This is a genomic window from Craurococcus roseus, assembly GCF_039523795.1.
Taxonomy (GTDB): domain Bacteria; phylum Pseudomonadota; class Alphaproteobacteria; order Acetobacterales; family Acetobacteraceae; genus Craurococcus; species Craurococcus roseus.
Genome location: NZ_BAAAFZ010000019.1, coordinates 94,175 through 116,637, shown reverse-complemented (window position 1 = coordinate 116,637; position 22,463 = coordinate 94,175). Strand labels below are relative to the sequence as shown.

22 protein-coding genes are annotated in these 22,463 nt (G+C 72.5%); 4 read left to right on the top strand and 18 right to left on the bottom strand.

What is annotated here, in order from left to right; all coding sequences use genetic code 11:
• Positions 1-80: 80 nt before the first annotated feature.
• On the top strand, positions 81-527 hold the full coding sequence (locus tag ABD067_RS08970) for an acyl-CoA thioesterase (protein WP_343894899.1): 447 nt from the start codon (positions 81-83) through the stop codon (positions 525-527).
• 10 nt (positions 528-537) lie between these two features.
• On the opposite strand, the gene ABD067_RS08965 is transcribed toward ABD067_RS08970, so the two are convergent.
• The 12 genes from ABD067_RS08965 to ABD067_RS08910 form a co-directional block, all read right to left on the bottom strand.
• Positions 538-744 carry a hypothetical protein gene (locus ABD067_RS08965; RefSeq protein WP_343894898.1) on the bottom strand — a complete coding sequence of 69 codons (207 nt, stop codon included), beginning with the start codon at positions 742-744 and terminating at the stop codon, positions 538-540.
• Between the two features lie 144 nt (positions 745-888).
• Positions 889-1,941: an ABC transporter ATP-binding protein gene (locus ABD067_RS08960; RefSeq protein ID WP_343894897.1), complete on the bottom strand. Its 1,053-nt coding sequence runs from the start codon at positions 1,939-1,941 to the stop codon at positions 889-891.
• Positions 1,938-2,495, bottom strand: coding sequence for an SMC-Scp complex subunit ScpB (gene scpB / locus ABD067_RS08955; RefSeq protein WP_343894916.1), 558 nt, complete (start codon positions 2,493-2,495; stop codon positions 1,938-1,940). Before scpB ends, ABD067_RS08960 begins: the two co-directional genes overlap by 4 nt.
• A 316-nt stretch (positions 2,496-2,811) precedes the next feature.
• Positions 2,812-3,621, bottom strand: a complete 810-nt coding sequence (locus ABD067_RS08950; protein WP_343894896.1) for a segregation and condensation protein A — start codon at positions 3,619-3,621, stop codon at positions 2,812-2,814.
• Entirely contained in the window at positions 3,618-4,331 is a 714-nt protein-coding gene (locus ABD067_RS08945; RefSeq protein WP_343894895.1) for a site-2 protease family protein, read from the bottom strand. The genes ABD067_RS08950 and ABD067_RS08945 overlap by 4 nt, the downstream gene beginning before the upstream one ends.
• Positions 4,328-5,350 (bottom strand): beta-N-acetylhexosaminidase, encoded by a 1,023-nt coding sequence (nagZ, locus tag ABD067_RS08940; RefSeq protein ID WP_343894894.1) that lies wholly within the window; start codon positions 5,348-5,350, stop codon positions 4,328-4,330. The genes ABD067_RS08945 and nagZ overlap by 4 nt, the downstream gene beginning before the upstream one ends.
• Positions 5,351-5,357: 7 nt before the next feature.
• The gene (locus ABD067_RS08935) at positions 5,358-6,158 is read right to left on the bottom strand and encodes an SPOR domain-containing protein (RefSeq protein ID WP_343894893.1); all 801 of its coding nucleotides are present in this window, start codon (positions 6,156-6,158) and stop codon (positions 5,358-5,360) included.
• The gene (gene argS, locus ABD067_RS08930) at positions 6,155-7,945 is read right to left on the bottom strand and encodes an arginine--tRNA ligase (protein WP_408871526.1); all 1,791 of its coding nucleotides are present in this window, start codon (positions 7,943-7,945) and stop codon (positions 6,155-6,157) included. The genes ABD067_RS08935 and argS overlap by 4 nt, the downstream gene beginning before the upstream one ends.
• Positions 7,946-8,002: 57 nt before the next feature.
• The gene (locus ABD067_RS08925) at positions 8,003-8,482 is read right to left on the bottom strand and encodes a hypothetical protein (RefSeq protein ID WP_343894892.1); all 480 of its coding nucleotides are present in this window, start codon (positions 8,480-8,482) and stop codon (positions 8,003-8,005) included.
• Positions 8,483-8,547: 65 nt separating this feature from the next.
• Complete coding sequence (locus tag ABD067_RS08920) at positions 8,548-9,087, bottom strand: DUF1003 domain-containing protein (protein ID WP_343894891.1); 540 nt, start codon at positions 9,085-9,087, stop codon at positions 8,548-8,550.
• 115 nt (positions 9,088-9,202) lie between these two features.
• A complete protein-coding gene (locus ABD067_RS08915; protein ID WP_343894889.1) occupies positions 9,203-9,610 on the bottom strand; it encodes a hypothetical protein in 408 nt (135 codons plus the stop codon).
• Between the two features lie 75 nt (positions 9,611-9,685).
• Entirely contained in the window at positions 9,686-10,882 is a 1,197-nt protein-coding gene (locus tag ABD067_RS08910) for a deoxyguanosinetriphosphate triphosphohydrolase (protein WP_343894888.1), read from the bottom strand.
• 149 nt (positions 10,883-11,031) lie between these two features.
• On the opposite strand from ABD067_RS08910, the gene ABD067_RS08905 reads away from it, so the two are divergent.
• Together ABD067_RS08905 and xth are read left to right on the top strand one after the other, a co-directional pair.
• Complete coding sequence (locus ABD067_RS08905) at positions 11,032-11,391, top strand: HesB/IscA family protein (RefSeq protein WP_343894886.1); 360 nt, start codon at positions 11,032-11,034, stop codon at positions 11,389-11,391.
• 12 nt (positions 11,392-11,403) lie between these two features.
• The gene (xth, locus tag ABD067_RS08900) at positions 11,404-12,186 is read left to right on the top strand and encodes an exodeoxyribonuclease III (RefSeq protein ID WP_343894885.1); all 783 of its coding nucleotides are present in this window, start codon (positions 11,404-11,406) and stop codon (positions 12,184-12,186) included.
• 13 nt (positions 12,187-12,199) lie between these two features.
• Here the strand turns inward: xth and ABD067_RS08895 are convergent, their stop codons facing one another.
• The 4 genes from ABD067_RS08895 to ilvD form a co-directional block, all read right to left on the bottom strand.
• Complete coding sequence (locus ABD067_RS08895) at positions 12,200-12,364, bottom strand: hypothetical protein (protein ID WP_343894884.1); 165 nt, start codon at positions 12,362-12,364, stop codon at positions 12,200-12,202.
• Positions 12,365-12,555: 191 nt separating this feature from the next.
• Positions 12,556-16,047, bottom strand: coding sequence for a carbohydrate-binding domain-containing protein (locus ABD067_RS08890; protein WP_343894883.1), 3,492 nt, complete (start codon positions 16,045-16,047; stop codon positions 12,556-12,558).
• Positions 16,048-16,546: 499 nt separating this feature from the next.
• Complete coding sequence (locus ABD067_RS08885; RefSeq protein ID WP_343894882.1) at positions 16,547-16,753, bottom strand: hypothetical protein; 207 nt, start codon at positions 16,751-16,753, stop codon at positions 16,547-16,549.
• Between the two features lie 92 nt (positions 16,754-16,845).
• On the bottom strand, positions 16,846-18,564 hold the full coding sequence (gene ilvD, locus ABD067_RS08880) for a dihydroxy-acid dehydratase (RefSeq protein WP_343894881.1): 1,719 nt from the start codon (positions 18,562-18,564) through the stop codon (positions 16,846-16,848).
• A gap of 128 nt (positions 18,565-18,692) precedes the next feature.
• On the opposite strand from ilvD, the gene ABD067_RS08875 reads away from it, so the two are divergent.
• The gene (locus ABD067_RS08875) at positions 18,693-19,259 is read left to right on the top strand and encodes a Uma2 family endonuclease (protein ID WP_343894880.1); all 567 of its coding nucleotides are present in this window, start codon (positions 18,693-18,695) and stop codon (positions 19,257-19,259) included.
• 16 nt (positions 19,260-19,275) lie between these two features.
• Here the strand turns inward: ABD067_RS08875 and ABD067_RS08870 are convergent, their stop codons facing one another.
• A complete protein-coding gene (locus tag ABD067_RS08870; protein ID WP_343894879.1) occupies positions 19,276-21,978 on the bottom strand; it encodes a valine--tRNA ligase in 2,703 nt (900 codons plus the stop codon).
• Positions 21,979-22,037: 59 nt separating this feature from the next.
• The coding region (locus ABD067_RS08865; RefSeq protein WP_343894878.1) for a DUF2497 domain-containing protein at positions 22,038-22,463 on the bottom strand (426 nt) is incomplete at its 5' end.

The window sequence follows — 22,463 nt, the reverse complement described above, 5'->3', positions numbered from 1 at the left end:
CATGCTGCAATGCAACATGAGCCCGGGTGCCGCGTTGCGCGACAGGGGAGGCGCGTCGCACCGAAAAAGGAAATCTCTCGATGCACGCACGCGCGAACACGCCGCACCACGACACGTCGCCTGGACCGGACACAACGGCGGCCCGGGCCCAAGAAGCGCCGCGGGGCGAACTCGCCGCCCGCACCTTGGCTATGCCGGCCAACACCAACCCGTCCGGCGACATCTTTGGCGGCTGGATCATGTCCTTGATGGACGCCGCGGGCGCCATGACGGCGACGAGGCGCGCCGGCGGCCGCGTGGTCACCGCGGCGGTGACCGAAACGGCCTTCCTCCAGCCGGTGAAGGTCGGCGACGTGGTGTGCTGCTACACCGAGCCGGTTTCGACCGGGCGGAGTTCCATCGCGCTCCACGTCGAGGTTTGGGTGCTGCGTCAGGGCCAGGGCGACCGGGTCAAGGTGACCGCGGCCGAGTTCACCTTCGTGGCGCTCGATGACCGCGGCAAGCCTCGGGCCCTGGAGCCGGCGTGAACGGTTCGGCTCAGGACCCGATGAAGCGGCCCGGCCGCGAAAGGAACGCGGAGCGGCGCTGCAACGCCTTGGCCCAGGCGCATAGGCCCACGAAGGCGCCGAAGGCAATGGCGGCCGGGGCGCCCACGGGGGCGAGGGCTGCGGTCAGCACGGCCGCCGTCACGGGCGGCAAGCCTTGGACGCAAAGGCGGATGGCGGCTCGGGTGGATTCAGACATCGCGTTGCTAACTCCAAGTTGAATTGCTGCGATGCGTCATTTCTGAATGATGTATTCTTTCAATGGAAGCGCAAAGGTAAGCTGAAAGCCGTTACAGGCGCTTATTTTCGTTCAACCGTGGTACAGGGGGCCGCTCTCCGTGCTTCAGGCCTGGACCGCGCGGAACACGAAGGCCCGCGCCGGGTCCATCGCCACACCGACCTGCTGCCCCCGGGCGAGCGCCACGCCGGGCGGAAGCCGGGCGTGCAGGTGCAGCATGCCCCCTGCCCCGTTCGGCACCGCCAAGTGGACCAGGGTGGTCGCGCCGAGCAGGCGGCAGGCTTCCACGATTGCCGCCGTCCCCTCGTCGGCCGGGCGGATCAACAGGCCTTCAGGGCGCAGCAGCAGTTCGGCGGGCCCTTCGGGCAAACCGGCCGGGGCGGAAACGCCGCCGATGGCCGTTTCGGCGCGGCCCCCGCGCACCAGGGCGGGCATCCGATTCACCTCGCCAAGGAAGGTGGCGACGAAGGGCTCGCGCGGGTGGAGGTACAGCTCCTCCGGCGTGCCGAGCTGCACCACCCTGCCCTCCCGCATCAGGGCGATGCGGTCAGCCATGAACATCGCTTCCTCGGCGTCGTGGGTGACGACGAGCGCCGGAATGCCGCTGGTCTGGAGGACGTGGAGGGTGTCGTCCCTCACTTGGTCGCGCAGCCGCGCGTCGAGGGAGGCGAAGGCCTCGTCCAGGAGCAGCGCCTGCGGGCGCGGCGCCAGGGCGCGGGCCAACGCCACCCGCTGCTGCTGCCCGCCCGAGAGCATGTGCGGGTAGGCCTTGGCGTAGGTTTCCAGGCCGACGCTGGCCAGCGCCTCCGCCACCTGCCAGGCGCGCTCGCCGCGCGGCGTCCGGCGGAGGCCGAAGGCGACGTTCTCGGCCACCGTAAGGTGCGGGAAGAGCGCGTAGTCCTGGAACACGAAGCCGATATGCCGCTCTTCGGGCGGCACTTCGTGGCCGGGCTCGGCCAGCACCGTTCCGTTGAGCTCGATGCGGCCGGCTTGCAGGTGCTCCAGCCCGGCGACCAGGCGGAGCAGCGTGGTTTTGCCGTCGCCAGATGGGCCGAGCAGGCAGAGGATCTCGCCCGGCCCGGCTTCCAGGTCGATGCCGCGGAGGACTTCGCGCTCGCCGTCGTAGGAGTGCCGGATGCCGGAAAGGCGGAGGCTCATGCCGCCGGCGGCGGCGCCTGGAGCGGCAGGGTCGGCTCGTTCACCAGCTCCTCCCGCCGCGGCAGGTCGGACAGCGCCTTGAGGCCGAACTGCTCCAGGAAGCGCGGCGTGGTGCCCCAGAGGCTCGGGCGGCCCGGCACCTCCTTGCGGCCGCGCGGGGCGATCAGCGACGCGTCCAACAGGATTTCGAGCGTGGATTGGGACAGGCTGGCGCCGCGGATCTCCTCTATTTCGGCGCGGGTCACCGGCTGGTGGTAGGCGACGATGGCCAGCGTCTCCATCGCCGCCCGTGGCAGGCGGCGCGGCACCTCGACCACGCGGGTGATGGCGGGGGCCAGCTCCGGCGCGGTGCGGAAGGCGAAGCCGCCGGCGACCTCCACCAGTTGCACCGGGCGGTCGGCGCAGGACGCGGCGAGCGCGGTCAGCACCGCGCGGGCGTCGCAGTCGGGCGGCAGGGCGCCCTGGAGGCGGGCGGGCGTCACCGGGCGGTCGGACGCGAAGACCAGCGCTTCGGCGATGCGCAACGCGTAGGCGAAAAGGGCCGGGTCGGCCATGGGCAACGGCTCGGCCGCTTCGCCCTCGTCCCGAGGCGGCGCAGCGGCCGTGCCTTCGGCCGTTTCGTTTACCGACGCACGCGTTTGGGCGGCGGCGTCATCCCGGTCCTCGAAAGCCGTGCCGTCGTCCGCCATGTCGGCAGCGTTCACGGACGCCGCATCCGTTGGCGCTTCTTCGTCAGCCGAGGAAGCGGATTCGCCGGCCGCGGCAGCGTCCGAAGTAGCGTCCTGGGGAGGTGCGTGGCCGGCGTGGTCGCCCGCGGGCCGGACGGCGGCGTCTCCGGGAGTGCCCGTCGGCGGCCCGACGGCCGCGGTGTCAGGCGGCTCGGGCATCGGGGACCTCCGGGCGGCCGAAGGCGGCTTCCGACCGCGGGCGGACCAGGATCGGGCCGAAATCGCTGTCCTGCCGCAGTTCGATGGCGCCGCCGCGGGCGGTCTCCAAGGCGGCGACGAGCGTGCTGGCGAGGGCGGCGCGGCGTTCCACCGGGTCGGCCAGGCCTTCGGGCAGGAAGCCTTGGAGCACGGCCCAGCTCGGCACCCGGCCGGACGGCAGGCCGCCGAGGAGCCGCGACAGGCGGCTGATCGCGTCGCCCACCGTCCAAAGGCGGCGGGGCTTGGGCGTGTAGGGGCGACGGGCCAGGGCGCGGCGCCGGGCGGCGGCGTAGGCCTGGAGCAGCGCCGGGAGGTCGGCGGAGATGCCGGAGCGGTCCTCCACCCGGAGCGACTCGGCGGCGCCGCGGGCGAACAGCTCGCGGCCGAGTTGCGCGCGGCCGTTCAGCCAAACGGCGGCGGCGCGCATCCGCTCCAACTCGCGCAGGCGGTCGGCGAGTGCGGCGGCGAGGATCTCAGGGTCCTCCTCCGGCTCGACCTCCTCGGGCGGCAGCAGCAGGCGCGACTTCAGCCAGGCGAGCCACGCCGCCATCACCAGCCAGTCGGCGGCGATCTCCAGGCGGACCCGCCGCGCCTGTTCCACCACGGCGATGAACTGGTCCACCAGGCTGAGGATGGAGATGCGCTCCAGGTCCACCTTCTGGGCGCGGGCAAGCTCCAACAGCAGATCGAGCGGCCCCTCGAAGCCGTCGAGGCGCAGGTGCAGCACCGGCGTCGGCGCCACCGCGGCGGTCAAGCGCGACCGCCGTGGAAGGAGAGCGTCAGGATGAGGTCGAAGCCGTCGGCCACCACCGTCCGGAGCGCCCAACCGATCGGGTCGAAGCCGTCGGCCACCCGCGGCAGCACCAGAACGGCCGCGATCACCAGCAGGAGGCCGAAGGGCTCCAGGCGCATGTAGGGCAGCGCCAACCGGGCCGGCAGCAACCCGGCGAGGATGCGGCCGCCATCCAGCGGCGGGACGGGCAGCAGATTGAACAATCCGAGTACCAAATTCGCCAAAATCGACAATCCGATAAAGCGATAAACCCAAGAGACGGAGTCTGGCGAGAGGAAATCGCCCAAGCCCGCCGCCGGGTGCGCCAGCAGCCCGGCGATCCAGGCCAGGGCGAAGTTGGTGAGAGGGCCCGCCGCGGCCACCAGCATCATGCCCCGCCGGGGGTCGCGCAGCCGGAGGATGTTCACGGGCACCGGCTTGGCCCAGCCGAACATTCCCTCGACCTGGCCGAGCGTCAGGAGTTGCCCGATGAGGAGGACCCCAGGGATCAGCAGAGTGCCGATCGGGTCGACGTGGCGGATCGGGTTCAGGCTGAGGCGCCCGTGGCGCTTGGCCGTGTCGTCGCCGAGCGCGAGCGCCGCGTAGCCGTGCGCCGCCTCGTGCAGGGTTATGGCGATGACGGCGGCGAGGATCGCGGCGGCGAGTTCCGGCAGCCAGGAAGGGAAGGTCACGCGGTGGCCGTGCCCAGCCCCGCGTCGCGCGCGGCCCGCAGCGCGTCGGCATCGAGCGGGTGTTGTGCCTCCGCCACCCGCGCCTTGGCGGCGTGCAGCCGCTGCTCCGCGATGGAGGACAGGACCGGGCAGCCGGCGAGCAGCGCCGCCGTCTCGGCCGGGTCGCCGTTGCAGTGGAGAACGAGGTCGCAGCCGGCGGCGATGGCCTGCCGGGCGAGGTCCGCCGGCTCGCCGCGCAGCGCCTTCATGCAGAGGTCGTCGCTGACCAGCACGCCATCGAAACCGATGGCGTGGCGGATGACGCGGTTGATGACGGTTTCGGACAAAGTCGCCGGGAGTTCGACGTCGAACGCTTCGTAGAGGATGTGGGCGGTCATGGCCCAGGCGCCGCTGTCCGCCAGGGCGGCGAAGGGGGCGCAGTCCTCGGCCAGCTCGTCGCGGCTGGCGGTGACGACCGGGAGTTCCAGGTGGCTGTCCGCGGTGGCGCGGCCGTGGCCGGGGATGTGCTTGATCACCGGGACGCAACCGGCTTGCTGGAGGCCCTGCACCCAGGCGCGGCCGAGCCGGGCCACCTCGGCCGGGTCGGGGCCGAAGGCGCGGTCGCCGATGATCGCGTCCTGGCCCGGCAGGCGGAGGTCGAGCACCGGGGCGCAGACCACGTCGAAACCGACCTCGCGGCAGGCCAGGCCGAGCAGGGCGGCGTTGGCGCGGGCGGCGTCTTCCGAGCTTTCGCGGGGCACGCCGCCGAAGGCGGCGGGGGCCGGGAATTCCGGCCAATGGGGGGCGCGCAGGCGGGAAACGCGGCCGCCCTCCTGGTCCACGAGGACTGGGGCCCCCTCCCCCAGCTCCGCGCGGATGTCGGCGATGAGGGACCGGAGTTGCGCCGGGTCCTCGACGTTGCGAGCGAACAGGATGGCGCCGACCGGGGGCGTTTCCCGCCACGCCTCCGCTTCCGGCGCGGTGAGGGCCGTGCCGGACAGGCCGACGATGGCCGCGCGCTGGCGCCGGAGCGGAGTCATCGGGTGGTCACGCGCCGCTCGGCATGCAGGCGGCGCCGCGGGCGCGCACGGCGTCGCAGAGCGCCTTCGCCGCGGCGGCGTCGGGCAGGCCGGCGGCGCGGAGGCGCCACAGCGTCGGCTGCCCTTCGCGCTCCAGCCGGGTGATGCGGGGCTGGAACGCCGCCAGTTCGGGCACGCGGCGGACGAGGCGTTCCCACTCGGCGCGGGCCGCTTCCTCGGAGTTCAAGGCGCCGAACTGGGCGTAGGAGCGGCCCCCCGCCACCGGGCCAGGCAGCGCCGCGCCCGCGGCCGGCGGCGCCGCGATGGTGGCCGTGAGGGCCACGGGCGCCGCCACCGGCGGGGCGATGGCAGGAGCCGGGCCGCCCAGGGAGGACGGCGTCGCAGCCGCGCCGGGCGACGGGTTCGAGGAGGCCGACGGCGCGGGGACCGCCGCCGCGGCGAGGGCCGTCGCCGGCGGGGACACGTGCTGTCGCAGGAGGTCCAGGGCCGGCGCTTCCGGGCCGGAGTCGAGCTGGGCGACCGTGGTGCGGCCGCGCTCGGCGGCGCGGCGCTGGGCGGCGCCTTCCAGCACGAGCTGGTCCTGGTTGGGCACCACCATGCCGCCGGGCGAGTCCGGGCGGACCTTCAGGGGCCGGGCATCGGCCTCGATCACCGGCACCGGGCGCGGGCCCATGCGCGAGATGCCCCAAGTCGCGGCGACCCCGAGGGCCGCCACACCGAGCAGCCCGCCCGCGATCGCCAACATGCGGCCCGAGACCGCCTGCTTTTCCTGGCTCGGCCGCCAGGACGGAACCACGATGTCGCTCACCGCATCTCCTCGACCGGCGTGACCCCCATCACCGCCAGGCCCGAGCGGACAACCGCCGCCGTGGCGGCGACCAGGGCCAGCCTCCCCCGCGTCGCCTCCGGCTCATCCCCCTGAATGAACCGCAAGGTCGCGTCCTCGCGACCCTTGTTCCAGAGTACATGAAAGTCCGCGGCCAAGTCATGGAGAAAAAAGGCGATCCGGTGGGGTTCGCGGGCCTCGGCGGCGGCCTCCACGGTGCGGGGCCAAGCCGTGAGGCGGCGGATCAGGGCCAGCTCGGCCGGGTCGGCCAGGGCGTCGAGCGGGGTTTCGGCGAGGTCGGCCGCGGACGGATCGCCGGCGGCGCGGAGAACGCTGCGGCAGCGGGCGTGGGCGTACTGGACGTAGAAGACCGGGTTGTCGCGCGACTGCTCCACGACCTTGTCGAGGTCGAACTCCATCTGCGCGTCGGCCTTGCGCGTCAGCATGGTGAAGCGGACGGCGTCGCGGCCGACCTCGTCGATGAGGTCGCGCAAGGCGACGTAGGTGCCGGCGCGCTTCGACATGCGCACCGGCTCGCCGTTCTTCACCACGCGTACGATCTGCGTCAGCACCACGTCCAGCGGCACCTTGCCGTCGGAGAGCGCCGAGACGGCGGCCTTCATGCGCTTGACGTACCCGCCGTGGTCCGCGCCCCAGACGTGGACCAGCTCGGAGAAGCCGCGCTCCAGCTTGTGCAGGTGGTTGGCGATGTCGTTGGCGAAGTAGGTGCCGGTGCCGTCCGACTTGCGTAAGGGCCGGTCCACCTCGTCGCCGAATTGGGTGGCGCGGAACAGCTCCTGCTCGCGCGGCTCCCAGTCCTCGGGCGTCTTGCCCTTCGGCGGTTCCAGGATGCCGTGGTAGATCAGGCCCTTGGAAGCGAGGAGGGCCTCGGCCTGCTCCAGCTTGCCTTCGGCGATCAGGGCGCGCTCGGAGACGAACACGTCATGGCGGACGCCGAGCGCGGCGAGGTCGTCGCGGATGGCGGCCATCATGGCGTCCACGGTGAAGTCGCGCACCGGGTCGAGCCAGAGGGACGGGTCGGCGGGGCGGGCGCCGGAGGCCGCCAGGGCGTCGCCGTGGCGCTCCTTGAGGGCCTCGCCCACGGGAGCGAGGTAATCGCCGCCGTATTGCAAGCCGCCGGGGACGGTGGCGGCGAAGTCCTCCTCGGTCATGGCGGTGCCGAGGGCTTGCAGGTAGCGCCAGTAGGCGGCCTGGGCGAGCGCCTGCACCTGGGCGCCGGCGTCGTTGACGTAGTACTCTTTTGTGACCGCGTAGTTAGCTTTTGTGAGCAGATTGGCCAGCGCGTCGCCCACCACGGCGCCGCGGCAGTGGCCGACGTGCATGGGGCCGGTGGGGTTGGCGGAGACGTACTCCACGTCCACGCGGCGGCCCTGCCCCGTCGTTCCGTCGCCGTAGCTCTCGCCGGCCCGTAGGATCACGGGAAGCTGGTCGCGGAGGAAGCCTTCGCGCAGGCGGAGGTTGACGAAGCCGGGGCCGGCGGGGGCGGCTTCCGCCACCTCGGGCAGCGCGGACAGGCGCTCGGCGAGCGCGGCGGCGAGCTTGGGCGGCGGCTGGCGCGCGGCCTTGGCGACCACCATGGCGGCGTTGGTGGCCATGTCGCCGTGGGCAGGATCGCGCGGCGGCTCCATCTGGACGCGGGCAAAGGCTTCGGCCGGGAGATCGGGCAGCAGCTCGGCCAGCGCGGAAACGGCGCGGGCGCGGAGGGCGGCGAAGATGTCGTCATGGTCGGCGGGCGTCGGGGCCATCATGGCCGGGGGTCTAGAGCAGATCGCGCCGGGGCGGGAAGGCTTCGGGGCGCAAGTCGGTCAATGGGCGCCGGCCTCCTCAGACAGAAGGCTCAGCATCCGTCGCGCGGCTTCGACCACGGCTTTGTCGAATTCGGCCCAGAGGGCGGCGTCCTCGTCCGGGTCCTCGGCCCCACCGTCGTAGAAGGCGCCCATGTCGAATTGCCAGAACGGGACTGGCTCATCCGACGCCTCTTGCAGCGCCTCCATCTCCGCGAAGCCGTTCCGCGGACAGACCGCGCCAGAGACCATCGCGCGGCCGACATCCGCCCCTACGATCCGCTGGGCCTCCGCCGCGGAGATTTCCGGCACCGCCAGCTCTCGAAGGACACGCTCGAACAGCGGGCCGGCATCGCGCGCGGTGGGGCGGGGCAAACAGGCGAGTTCGCACGCCGTCGGGTTGTCCGAACCGCCCTCGGCCAGTTCCAGCGCCGCCGCGGCGAGGTCGTCGCCGGACGCTAGGCCGAAGCGGTGGCGGGCTTGCGCGAGCCTGAGGTCCATCCCTGTTCCTGGCCGACCGACGGTCTTCGGTTCACGTTGGCACCGAACACCGCGTCGCGCACGCCTCAACCTTCCCCCGGCAGCTTCTCGTGCAGGTGGTGGGCGAGGCGACCGACGGCGGTGGTTTCGGCCATTTCCTCCGCATCCTCGTCCACCACTTGGCGCTCGACACCCTGCGCCCGGCTGAGGCGCTCCAGCATCTCGATGATTTTGGAGACCTCCTGCTCGGCGAGGAGGCTGATCTGGAGGTCGAGGTGGCTGCGCTCCTCAGCGCGGGCGCTCATGCGGTTCTGCTTGATGAGCACGAAGGCGGCGAGGAGCACGCCTTCCAGGGAGAACATCCCCCCGAGGAGGCCGAACGGGAACGGGTCGAAGGCCGGCACGGCGGGGATCGCGCCGGTGTTGACGGCGATCCAGGCCGCGATCAGCGCAGCGTGGGCCAGCACGAAGCCAAGCGTGCCCGCGGAACGGGCGACGACGTCGGCCACGCGGTCGGCGAGCGACCTTTCCCGCGCGGCTTCCCGTTCGAGGCGGGCGATCTCCTCGACGTTCCGCGCCGCGGCGCGCGGCGTGTCCCCTTTCTCGACGATGTTCACGTCCGCCATGCGACCGAATTCCCCTGCCCCGCTGCGCAGGCGGAAGCGCGGCTCCGCGCGGCGCGCTCACGCGCGAGCGCGCATTTGATCGACCATTTGGGCGGCGAGGGGCGGGACGCCCGCGTCAGCCCGGGGCGTCGTCCGGCCCCGTCGGACGCCGCCGCTCCCGCTCGGCCGCGGCCGGCGCCGGGGCGAGGCGGCCGCGCTCGTCGTAGTAGACGGGCGGCGAGGCGATGTGGCGGAGGCGCCGTTCGGCGCCTTCCAGGTCGGGATGGGTGGAAAGGACGCGCCAGCGCGTGCAGGCGGCGGGCGGGCGGTCGGGCCAGAACTCGTAGCTCTTCTTGCGGAGGCTCACCGTGCCGTCCTCCTCGAAATCGACACGGTAGAGCGGCGCGGCGTCGAAGAAGCGCCGGGCGGCGGCGCGGTGGCGCTCCTGCTCGACCGCGCGGCGGAGTTGGTCCGCCGCATCGGCGGCGTCAGCCGCCGCGTTGCCCTCCGCCCGGTCCGGCTCCTCGCCGCGCCATTCCCGCATCTCCGCCTCCCCCGCTCCTGCGGCGCCGGCGAGGCTAGGTGCAACGACTCCGCGGCCCAAGCGTATTCTCAGGTTTCAGCCCGGCACGTTCGGGTCGGTCAGGCGCCGGTGCTCTTCCAGGGCGTAGCGGTCGGTCATGCCGGCGATGTAGTCGCACACCGCCTGGGCGCATTCGGGCGAGCCCGCCCCCCCTGCCCGCTCGGCCCAGCGCGTGGGCAGCATCTGCGGGCCGCCGTGCAGGAGCTGGAACAGCAACTGGCTCACGCGCTTGGACTTCTGCGCGGCGCGGTTCACCCGCCAGTGGCGGTACATGCGGTGGAACAGGAAGTCGCGCACCGCCAGGTTCGCCTCGGTCATCGGCCGCGAGAAGGCGACCACGGGGTCGCGCGCGGCGCGCACGTGGTCGGCGGAGGTCGGCGCGAGGGCGCGGGTGCGCCGGCCGGTTTCGGCCACCACGTCCTCGATCATGGCGTTGATGACCCGCCGCACCGTCTCGGGCGCGGCCCGCCGGCTTTCCAGGTCCGGGTAGGCCGCTCGCACCTCGGCGTGGGCTTCGGCCACCAGGGGCAGCGCCGCTGCTTCCTCCAGGGTGAACAGCCCGGCGCGGATGCCGTCGTCGAGGTCGTGGTTGTTGTAGGCGATGTCGTCGGCGATGGCCGCGACCTGCGCCTCGGCGGAGGCGTGGGTGGTCAGCTCCAGGTCGTGCAGGGCGTTGTAGGCGAGGATGGCCGGCGCCGGGCGGCGCAGCGGGCCGTTGTGCTTGGCGATGCCCTCCAGGGTTTCCCAGGTCAGGTTCAGCCCGTCGAAGGCGGCGTAGCGCTGCTCCAGCGACGTGACGGCCTTGAGGCTCTGGGCGTTGTGGTCGAAGCCGCCGTAGGGGCGCATCTGCGAGTCCAACGCCTCTTCCCCGGCGTGGCCGAAGGGCGGGTGGCCGAGGTCGTGGGCGAGCGCCAGCGCTTCTGCCAGGTCCTCATCCAGCGAAAGGCGGCGCGCGAGGGAGCGGGCGATCTGCGCCACCTCGATGGTGTGGGTCAGCCGCGTGCGGAAGCTGTCGCCCTCGTGGAACACGAAAACCTGGGTCTTGTATTGGAGCTGGCGGAAGGCGCGGGAGTGGATGATGCGGTCGCGGTCGCGGCCGAAGGGGGAGCGGGCGTCCGCGGGCTCCGGGTGCAGCCGCCCGCGCGAGGCTTCGGGCCGGACGGCCCAGGGGGCCCGGTAACCGGGATCGCGGGCGGCGGCGGATTCGGCGCCCCGGGGGGCCTCGGCGGGCATGGCTCGCGATTACCAGCCGCGCCCGGGCGCCGCAACGCCGCGGGATCGTTGGCATCGCGGCGCCGGACCTCCTATGTGATGGCGGAGCATCCGGCGCGGGCGGTGTCCCGCGGCCGGGTCGGATTGGGGGACGCACCCCGGAGGTTTGCATGCCAGACGGTTCCAACGCGCCGAGCTTCCGGGTGACGCCCCGGGCCGCGGCGCAGGTCGCGGCCATCGCCGCGCGCGAAGGGCGGCCCAATGCGGGGTTGCGGGTGGCGGTCGACGCCGGCGGCTGCTCGGGCTTCCAGTACCGCTTCGACCTGGAGGACGCGCCGGCGGCGGAGGACAAGGTGTTCGCCTCGCTAGACGGCACCGGCGCGCCGGTGTTCGTGGACCCGGTGTCGCTGGATCTGCTCGCCGGGTCCGAGCTGGACTGGGCCGAGGCGTTGATCGGCGCGCACTTCGCCATCCGCAACCCGCAGGCGGTGTCGGGCTGCGGCTGCGGCGCGTCCTTCTCCATCGGCTGACGACGCGGCCGCGTGCGCTTAGCGACCTTCAACGTCAACTCGATCCGCCGGCGGGTCGGGCACCTCCGGCGCTTCCTCGACCGGCACGGGCCGGACCTCGTGTTCCTCCAAGAGACCAAGTGCCGGGCGGAGGAGTTCCCGGCGCTGGAGTTCGCCGGCACCGGCTACCGCGTCCACGCGGTCGGGCAGCAGGGCGGGCGGAACGGGGTGGCGGTGCTCGGCCGCGTACCCTTCGAGGTGCTGTCCGAGGCGCTGCCGGGGGACGAGGCGGACGGGCAGGCGCGGTTCGTCGAGGTCTCGGCCGACGGCGGCGGGTTGCGGCTCGCGGGCATCTACCTGCCGAACGGCAACTCCGGCGGCGAGGAGGGCTTCGGCTACAAGCTGCGGTGGATGGAACGGCTGCGCGACTGGGCGCGGGAGCGGCTGGACCGCTTCGAGCCCTGCGCGGTGCTGGGCGACTTCAACGTCTGCCCCACGGACGCCGATTTCCCGCCCGGCGGCATGCCGCCGACGGACGCGCTGGTGCGGCCGGAGAGCCGGTCGCGCTACCGCGCCATCCTGCACCTCGGCATGACGGACGTGTTGCGGGCGCTGCACCCGGAGGACGCGCCTTACACCTACTGGGATTACGGGCCGGCCTTCGAGTCGAACCGCGGCCTGCGGATCGACCACATCCTGCTCGGTCCGGCGCTGGCGGAGCGGCTGGCCGGGGCCGGCGTGGACACCGCGGCGCGGGCCGAGGACCAGCCGAGCGACCACGCGCCCGTCTGGTGCGACATCGGCGCCCCGCGCTGAGCGGCCGCGGCGGTCAGCGGAGGATCACGTAGGAGGGCGCGGTCCCCGGGGTGATGATCGTCGCCCCGGGCACGGTTCGCACGGTGGCGGGCCGGGCGGGCGCCGGGCGTTCGACGTGGATGCTGGCGCAGGCGGCGAGGACCAGCGCGCAGGCGGCGGCGGCGGCGAGGGTCTGCATGGCGCATTCCTACCAAGCTCGCCCGGCGAGCACAGCCGGGCGCGGACACGGCGCGCCGAGTCGGAGCCGGCGGCGAGCCGTCCGGAGGACCAGGCCGCGATCGCCCTGCGTGGGAACACCCGGGGCGCGAATCACCGGTCCGGCAAACGCCAGGCCCGCTTCCGCCCGACCACAATGAAGCGGAAGCGGGTCTAGGTGAAGAAGTCCGCGCCGCCTTCCGAGTACAGCGCGACGGGCGTGCCGCCGAGCGCCGTGCCGTTGTACGACGCGCTTTCCACGTACAGGTTGCGGTCGGTGTCCGGCGTGCCGCCCCAGGCGTCGTTCAGGAAGGTGACGGTGAGCCTGTGGTCGGCGCTGTCGTCCCAGTCGCCGCGCACCGCCACGGCGTCGGACGCGCCCTCGGCGCGCAGCGCCTGCGCCGCCAGCGTGCCGCCGATCTGCGCCCCGTCCACGGCGACGGTGTATTGCGCGTCGCCCGCGTAGGCGTCCTGCGAAACCCGCAGGTCGAAGACGTCGGGCCCGGTCCCCACCGTCGTCGCCGGCGGCGCCGATCCCCCGCCGGTGTCGGTGAAGGCGAAGCTTTGCGACCCTTCGCGCTCAAACACGGCGGTGGCGCCGGGCAGCGCGGCGCCGTTGTAGGAGATGCCCTCCACGTAGAGGTTGCGGTCGGTGTCCGCGGTGCCGCCCCAGGCGTCGTTGAGGAACGCGACCGAGACCGTGTGGTCGCCCGGCCCCCAATCGCCGCGGACGGTCACGGTGTCGGCCTCGCCGGAGCCGCGCAGGGCGCCCGCGGTCAGCGTGCCGCCGATCTGCGCGCCATCCACGGCCACCGTGTACTGCGCATCCCCTTGGTAGGCGTCCTGGGTGATCCGGAGCACCAGCGCGTCCGGGCCGGTGCCGATCGTGGTGGACCCGCCGCCGGACGGTGGCGGCTCGGAGGCGCCGCCGGACGCGTTGATGCTGAGCGAGTCCCAGAAGGCCCTGAACGGCTCGCCGCTTTCCGAGGACGTGGCGATGAGCCCGACCGCGAGCGCGCTCGGCTCACCGGCCCGTTCGTAGGTGCCTCGCAGCGCGGCCAGCGTGTCGCCGGAAAGCGGCACCGCCGCGCCGGTGCCGTCGAAGGAGGCGCCGCCGGCGGTGTAGGTCCAGCTCGGCGCGGCCGTGCCGGCGCCTAGGTCCACGGCGAGGCGCAGGGTCACGGTGTCGGCGTTGCCGATCGCGCCGCCGGTGATGGCGGCCGGGTACATGGTGGATGAGAAGGCGCCGCCGGATTCGGACGCGACCTCGATGCCGCCCGCGCCGCCGTTCGCCGCGGCGACCACCTTCAGGTAGTTGTCCTGGTCGCCGTTGCCGATGAAGAAGCCTTGCGACTTCCAGTTCACCGGCGCCGTCGAGGGCGACCCGCCGAAGGGGTTGTCCAGCCGGACCTCGACCGTGAAGGCTCCGACGCCGGGCAGCACGTCCACGCCGAACTGGAAGCCGTGTTGCTGGTCGTTGCCGGCGAAGGCGTCGCCGTCCGGCACGGCGTCTATCTGGAAGCCCGAGGTGGCGCCGCCGGCCGTGATGTTGGCGGCGTCGTACTGTCCGGTGAAGGGCGTTGCGCCGTTCGCCATCAGGCCGGTGAAGCCGAGGTTGAAGAGGCTGCCGGAGGGGCCGGGCGGCGTTTGGCTCTGTGAAAAGGCGTAGGTGAGCGTCCCGCCCGCCGCGAGGTCCGTGTTTTTGCCGTTCGCGGCGTCCACCGCGAAGGCGTCCACGGCGTCGTCCAGGCCGTCGTCGTCCGCGTCGCCGTCGGCCGGGGGAGCGCCGTCGCCGCCGGGCGTGAAGGCCACGATCTCGCCGCCGTAGCTCGCGGTCCAGATCGTGCCGGCGAAGGGCTCGCCGTCGCCCTGCGCCGTGACGTCGAGCGGGATGCCGCCGCCGAGCACGCCGTAGCCGTCGGCGATCAGGCGCGTGACCGCCGTGACGCCGGTGCCGGCGCCGTCCAGCTCTATCCGGTACAGGTGCCGGTCGAAGGAGACGGTGAGCAGGTCGCCGCGCATCTCGCCGTCGAAGGTCGTGGCGCGGTACTCGGCGAGGCCGTTGGTCGAGGAGTCCCAGCCGAAGAGCGAGCCGTCCTCGTTGTTGCCGTTCTCGTCGCGGTTGGGGTTGCGGAAGTCGCCTTCGACCGGGTTCGCGCCCGTCCGCACCGGCGGCCAGCCTTCGGGGAGCGGTTCGAAGGGGGACAGCGACCCGTCGATGTAGATGCCGGCGCCGTCCGGGTTGGCGCGGATCGGGTTCGGGTGGCCGCCGTAGAAGCCTTCGGTGACGAGGTGGAGGTTGTCGTCGGTGCGGAAGCCGCCGTCGGAGGGCCGCCCGGTGACGCTCCCGCCGCCCTCGTTCTCCGGCAAGAAACCCCACCCGGCGTTGGCGCCGTTGTCCACCGTGTAGAGCCGGCCGGACTCGGCCACCACCAAGTCGTAGGCGTTGCGGTAACCCGGCGAGTAGATCCGCACCGGGCTGCCCGGCTCCAGGATGGCTTGGCCGAGGCCGTCGCGGCCGCCGAAGGGGTCGTCCGGGTACGGATCGTCCGGCCCCGCGGGCAGGGTGGGCAGGTCGTACTTATAGGCGTTGCCGAACCCGTCGGTCCGCGTCGGCAGCGCGTCGACGGCGTCGAGGTCTATGGCGACGATGGCGGCGGAGTAGGACGTCTCGGAGTGGTAGGCGAACTGGTAGGAGGGCGCGCCCTGGTTGGTGTGGCCGGCGACGCCGAGCAGCAAGGTCCGCCCGCCGTCGATGAGCTGCATGCCGTTGACGGCGTGGTCCGACTCGGAGCTCGGCAGGCCGCGGACGAGGTCCACCCGGGTCCAGCCGCCGTCCGCGTCGCGCTGGAGGCGGGACACCACGCCCGAGTTGGTGTCGAGGCCGACGTCCTGCTGGCTGCCGAAGCGGGGATCGCTGGAGCTGACGTAGAGCACCACGGGCGTGTCAGGCGCAGCGGCGGCAGCGGCGGTCGGCACGGGAGCGGGCGCTGGCTCCGCGCCGGGCGGAGCGGCTTCGGCGACGGCCACGAGGACCGAGGTGCTGGCGGTGTCGCCCTGCGCGTCCGTGGCGTCCACGCCCAGGCGGTAAACCTGCCGGGCCGGGTCGGAGGCGTCCAGGCGCGAAGGGTCGGCCACCGTGACGACGCCCGTGGCGGGGTTGATGGCCCAGGCGCCCCCTCCTTCCAGTCCGGGCGTGAAGGCGTAGGTGATGGGCGTGCCGGCCGGATCGGAGGCGTCCACGTCGGCGGCGACTGTGCCGGCGGGGCTGCCTTGCGGGACCGCGGCGGCGACCCGCGGCTCGACGACCACTGGCGCGGCCTCTCCGGACGCCGCGGCGGCCGTTGAGACCATGGAGGCGGTGGCGGTCGCAACGCCTCCGCCCGCGACCACGAGGATGCCGGTGACGAGGCGCCCGGCGTCCTGCACCTCAGGCGCCGCCAGTGCGCCGTCGTCGTTGAAGTTGGTGATGGCGCGGACGACGTTTATCGCTTCGGTGGACGCCACCCGGTATCCGCCGTCCGGGGCGGCCTCGACCGTGAAGGCGTAGAGGCTGCCGTCCACCTGGGACGCGTAAAGGCGGCCGTCCGGGCCGAACTGGAGGGACGTCCAGTTCCCGGTTGGCGCGCCCGCCAGGATGCTTTGGGTGAAGGCGGGCTCGGGCATTTCACCTGCTCCCCAACGCGGCGTGGCCCGGGCGACGCCGCTCGTAGGAAAGGCGCCCCGGTCGCGGTGAACGTGCCACACGGCGTCACACGGCCATAGACGCTCCGCGATGCCGAGTGAGACCAGTGATGGTTACATCGAGTTCTTCCCGGGCGTTTGCTGCGCCAGCAGCTTGCATAGCGAAAAATCCACGTGGCGCTTGCTGCGGGTTTTTCGCTTGCGACGCGATTGGTATTTGGCACTGAAATCGTCTGGCGCGTTCCATTCGCGCTTGAGTAGATGACCGGTTTTGAAGCTGTCTCTTCTTTACTTAGGAGGATTCTATGCCACGGTGGGGCTTAGTCTCTACCGCGAAATGTCGCGCACACGGTAGGGCCGCAGGGCACGGCATCCTGGGAGGCTGGCGGCCGTTTTACGGATCGCGCGGGATGCCCCGCGTTGGCCTGAACGGGTTTGGCGGCCGCTTCCGTGCGACCGGGATGCGGAGAGCACGCAACGATCAGTGGTGGTGGTGGCGGCGGCCGTGCCCCCAACCCCGGCCGGGGTGCGGGCGGTGGAGCACCGGCCCGACGACGAGCGGCGGCGGTGGCGCGACGACCACCGCCGGCGCGGGCACATGAGCGGCCAAGGGCACGGCCGGCTGGACGGTGCAAGCCGCCGTCGAGGCGGCCAAAGCTAGCGAAGCGACGACCGTTCGAAGCGCCATGACCCCCGATCCGTACCCAACCGAAGGTTTATAGACGGATTCGGTGCGAACTCAAACCTTTTGCGGGCGGCCGCCGCCATGGTCAGGGCGGGTCACTGGTCGGCGTAGCAATGGGTTTCCTCGGCGCCGCCCGGATGGGTCACCGCGCCCAGATGGGCGGGGCCGACGAGCTGGGCGTACTTCCACAGTGCGCCGCTGTTGTAGTCCGTGGCCCGCGGCTTCCATTCGGCGCGGCGGCGGGACAGCTCGGCCTCGTCCACCTCCATGTCGATGGTGCCGCGCTCGGCGTCGATCACGACGCGGTCGCCGTTGCGGAGCAGGGCGATGGGGCCGCCCACCGCCGCTTCCGGCCCGACGTGGCCGATGCAGAAGCCCCGGGTCGCGCCGGAGAAGCGGCCATCGGTGATCAAGGCGACCTGCTCGCCCATGCCCTGGCCGTAGATGGCGGCGGTGGTGGAGAGCATCTCGCGCATGCCGGGGCCGCCCTTCGGCCCCTCGTAGCGGATGACGATGATGTCGCCGGCCTTGTAGGCGCGCTCCTCCACCGCGCGGAAGGCGTCCTCCTCGCAGTCGAAGCACAGCGCGGTGCCCTCGAAGCGGAGCTTCTTCATGCCGGCGATCTTCACGATGCCGCCCTCGGGCGCGAGGTTGCCCTTGAGGCCGACCACGCCGCCGGTCTTGCTCAGGGCCTTGGAGACGGGGAAGACCACGTCCTGGTCGGTCGGGAACACGACCTCGGCGTGGTTCTCGGCGAGCGTCTTGCCCGTCACCGTGATGCAGTCGCCGTGCAGCAGGCCGGCGTCGAGCAGCGCCTTGATGATCACCGGGATGCCGCCGACCTTGTACACGTCGTAGGCGACGTATTTCCCGCCCGGCTTGAGGTCGGCGATGTAGGGCGTGCGGCGCATGATCGCCACCACGTCGTCCATGGTGAAGCGGATGCCGGCCTCGTGCGCCATGGCGGGCAGGTGCAGGCCGGCGTTGGTGGAGCCGCCGGTGGCGCCGACCACGACGGCGGCGTTCTCCAGCGCGCGGCGGGTGACGATGTCGCGCGGGCGGAGGTTGCGGCGGATCAGGTCCATCACGGCGCGGCCTGATTCGACCGCCCAGCGGTCGCGGTCCTCGTAGGGGGCTGGGGCGCCGGCGGAGCCGGGCAGCGCGAGGCCGATCGCTTCGGACACGGTCGCCATGGTGTTGGCGGTGAACTGGCCGCCGCAGGCGCCGGCGCTCGGGCAGGCCACGCATTCGAGCGCGTGCAGGTCCTCGTCGGACATGTTGCCGGCGGCGTGCTGGCCGACCGCTTCGAACACGTCCACCACCGTCACGTCGCGGCCCTTGAACTTGCCCGGCAGGATGGAGCCGCCGTACATGAAGACGCTGGGGACGTTGAGGCGGAGCATCGCCATCATCATGCCGGGCAGCGACTTGTCGCAGCCGGCGAGGCCCACCAGCGCGTCGTAGCAGTGGCCGCGCACCGTGAGCTCCACCGTGTCGGCGATGGCGTCGCGCGAGGCGAGCGAGGACTTCATGCCCTGGTGGCCCATGGCGATGCCGTCGGTGACGGTGATGGTGGTGAACTCGCGCGGCGTGCCGCCGCTGGCCTTCACCCCTTGCTTGACGCTCTGCGCCTGGCGGGAAAGCGCGATGTTGCAGGGCGCCGCCTCGTTCCAGCAGGTGGCGACGCCGACGAAGGGCCGGGCGATCTCCTCCTCCGTCAGCCCCATGGCGTAGTAGTAGGAGCGGTGCGGCGCGCGCTCCGGGCCCTCGGTCACGTGGCGGCTCGGGAGCTTGGACTTGTCCCAATCGGTCATGGCGGCGGCGTCCCTCGGTCGGATCGGCTTTCCCGGTTTGTCCCCCGCGGCGGGCGGCGGGGCAAGGGAGGACGGGCCCGGGCGGGTCAGTGGCGGAACGTCCGCGGCACAGCCATACTGTACCGGCCATGGCCGAACCGCTCCCGACGCCGCCCCCCGGCAAGCTCACCCGCGAGGAGTACCGTCGCTGGGCGGAGGCCCAGTCGCGAGGCCGCTCAGAACTGCTCGATGGCGAGGTCTTCGCCATGGCGCCCGAGCGGATCGCCCACGCCGAGATCAAGGCCGCGGCCTGGCTCGCCCTGCGCCAAGCTATCAGGGCAGCGGGCGTCGGCTGCCAAGCCTTGCCCGACGGCATCACGGTCGAAGTGGACGACAACACCGACTTCGAACCGGACGCCATCGTGAACTGCGGCGAGCGGCCGGACGGGAACGCGGTGGCGGCGCCGAATCCGGTGGTTGTGGTCGAGGTGACGTCGCCCGGCACGCGGTCGGTGGACACCGGCTACAAGCTCACCGGCTACTTCCGCGTGCCGTCGATCAGGCACTACCTCGTCGTGCTCACGGAGAGGCGGATGGTCGTCCACCACGCCCGCCGCGAGGACGGCGGGATCGAGACGCGGATGGTCGCATCGGGGCGGATCGAGATGGAACCGCCCGGCATCGCCATCACGGTGGAAGAGCTTTTCGAGCGGTAGGCGGCCTCCGCCCACCCTACCCCGCCACCCGCGCCAGCGCCGCGTCCAGCCGCGCCACCTCCGCCCGCGCCGCGTCCAGGCGCTCGCGGTTTTCCTCCACCACCTCCTCTGGCGCGCGGGCCACGAAGTCGGGGTTGCTGAGCTTGGCGGCGATCTTGTTCGCTTCCATGGCCGCGCGGCCGCGCTCTTTGGTGAGCCGAGCGCTTTCAACAGAGAGATCGATCCGGCCACCAACGTCCAGAAAGAGGTTAGATCCCCTTACGCCCACTGGAATCCAAGCTCGAAGCGGCGGTTCGTTCGCTCGAAAATACACCCCGGTCACGACGCGCCCCAACCGGGACACTTCAGTCTCCCAAGGCGAGACGCGTCTGGCAGCTTCGCTGGCGGTGTCTGGAAGCAGCAACGGAAGTTCGGCAGAAGCCGGAACGTTAAGTTCGGATCTTGCCGCCCTAATCTCGGAAATCAGCTCAACGATCCAGCTAACTTCATCGCGCGCCTTGGGCGCGTCCTCTACTTGCACCGCCTCCGGCCAGGGCGCGCGGATCAGGCTGAACTCCGGCCCGTAGCCGAAGCGGTCCCAAAGCTCCTCCGTGACGAAGGGCACCGCCGGGTGCAGCAAGCGCAGCACCACGCCGAGCACGTGCTGCGCCGCCCCCCTCACCTCCTCCTTGTCGGCGCCGTCCGGGCCGGCGAGCACCGGCTTGGCGAGCTCCAGGAACCAGTCGCAAAAGTCGCCGCGGGTGAAGCGGAGGCATGCGGAGGCGTACTCGTCGAAGCGGAACGCCTCCAGCGCCGCGGTCGCCTCCGCCGCCGCGCGGTTCGAGGCGTCCAGTATCCAGCGGGAGAGCGGCAGGCGGGCGGCGGCGGGGTCGAAATCCCGGCGCGGCGCGATGCCGTTCATCTCGCAGAAGCGGGCGGCGTTCCAAAGCTTGGTGACGAAGTTGCGCTGGTCCTCCACGCGCTTCGGGCCGAGCTTGATGTCGCGCCCCGGCCCGGTCAGGGCGCAGACGGCGAAGCGCAGCGCGTCGGCGCCGAACCGCTCGATCAGGTCGAGCGGGTCCATGACGTTGCCCTTCGACTTCGACATCTTCTGGCCGCGCTCGTCGCGCACCAGGCCGTGGATGCAGACGGTGCGGAAGGGCACCTCGCCCATCAGGCGCAGACCCATCATCATCATCCGGGCCACCCAGAAGAAGATGATGTCGAAGCCGGTGACGAGCACGTCGCCCGGGTAGTGGCGCGCGAGCACCGGCGTGCGCTCCGGCCAGCCGAGCGTGGAGAACGGCCACAGGGCGCTGGAGAACCAGGTGTCCAGCACGTCCTCGTCCCGGGCGAGCGCCACCCCGGCGCGGCCGTAGTGGGCCTCGGCCGCCCTGCCCGCCTCCGCCTCGTCGTGGGCGACGAACACCTCGCCGTCCGGGCCGTACCAAGCCGGGATGCGGTGGCCCCACCACAGTTGGCGGGAGATGCACCAGGGCTGGATGTCGCGCATCCAGGCGAAGAAGGTGTTCTCCCACTGCTTCGGCACGAAGGCCGTGTCGCCCTTCTCCACCGCTTCGATCGCCGGCTTCGCCAGGGTCGCGGCGTCCGCGTACCACTGCACCGTCAGGCGCGGCTCCAGCGGCACGCCGCCGCGGTCGCCGTGGGGCACCTGGTGGGTGTGCGGCTCCGTCTTCTCGACCAGGCCGAGCTCTTCCAGTCGCGCGACGATGGCCTTGCGCGCCTCCTCGCGGCTCCGGCCGGCGAGGCCGCGCACGAAGGCCGGGTCGGCGACGCCGTCCAGGGCGCGCAGCTCGCCTTCGATCTCGGCGAGGCCGACCCGCGCCTCGGCGTCGAGCACGGAGGGCATGGGCAGGCCGTGGCGCTTGCCCACCTCGAAGTCGTTGAAGTCGTGGGCGGGGGTGATCTTGACCGCGCCGCTGCCCTTTTCCGGGTCGGAGTACTCGTCCGCCACCACGGGGATGGAGCGGCCGACCAGCGGCAGCACCACGCGCTTGCCGACGAGGTCGGCGAAGCGGGCGTCCTCGGGATGCACCGCGACCGCCGTGTCGCCGAGCATCGTTTCGGGGCGGGTGGTGGCGACGGCGAGGAAGCGGCCCGGCTCCCCCTCCACCGGGTAGCGGAGGTGCCACAGGTGGCCGCGCACCTCGCGGCTCTCCACCTCCAAGTCGGAGATGGCGGTTTGCAGCTTGGGGTCCCAGTTCACCAGGCGCTTGTCGCGGTAGATCAGCCCGTCCCGGTACAGGGACACGAAGGTCTCGCGCACCGCCGTCGACAGGCCCTCGTCCATGGTGAAGCGCTCGCGCTTCCAGTCGAGTGAGGCGCCGAGGCGGCGGAGCTGGCGGGTGATGGTGCCGCCCGATTCCGCCTTCCACGCCCAGACGCGCTCCAGGAAGGCTTCGCGGCCCATGGCGCGGCGGTCCCGCCCCTCGGCGGCGAGGAGGCGCTCCACCACCATCTGGGTGGCGATGCCGGCGTGGTCCGTGCCCGGTTGCCAGAGCGCGTCCCGCCCTTGCATGCGGCGCCAGCGGATCAGGACGTCTTGGAGCGTGTTGTCCAGGGCGTGCCCGATGTGGAGGCTGCCGGTGACGTTCGGCGGCGGGATCATGATGGTGAAGGGCTCGCCGGGCGCGGCCCCGGCCGAGAAGGCGCCGGAGCGCTCCCAGCCCTCGTAGATCCGCCGCTCGAAGGAGGCGGGGTCGAACGTCTTGTCCAGCATGGGGCTATCCGTCCCCCGCCGGGGCCCGCCGGGTCAAGGGGGCGCGGGGCGCCGGCCGCTCAGGACAGGGCGCGGCCCACCACGCGCTCGATCTCCGCCCGCACCAAGCGCTCCACCACGGCCGGCAGGTGCTGGTCCAGCCACTCCTTCAACAACGGCCGCAGCTCCTCGCGGACCACGTCCTCGATGGTGGGCCCGCTGCTGCGCAGCACGGCGCTGCCGCGCTCGGCCGCGACCGTGCGCAGCAGGTGGCCCAAGGACGCGGACGCCGCGGCGGCCACGGCGGGCGCCAGCAGCGCGTCGGCGCCCGGGGACGGCCGCTCCTCTTCCGGGGGGGAGGGTTGCGCGGTCTGGGCGACGGGCGCGTGCGGCGGGGGCTTGGGCTGGGCGGGCGGCGGCTGGGGCCCGGCGGGCGCCGACGGCCCGCCCACCAGCATCTCCCGCGTGAGGTCCAGCGGTTCGTCACCGGGCGGCGGCGGGGGCGG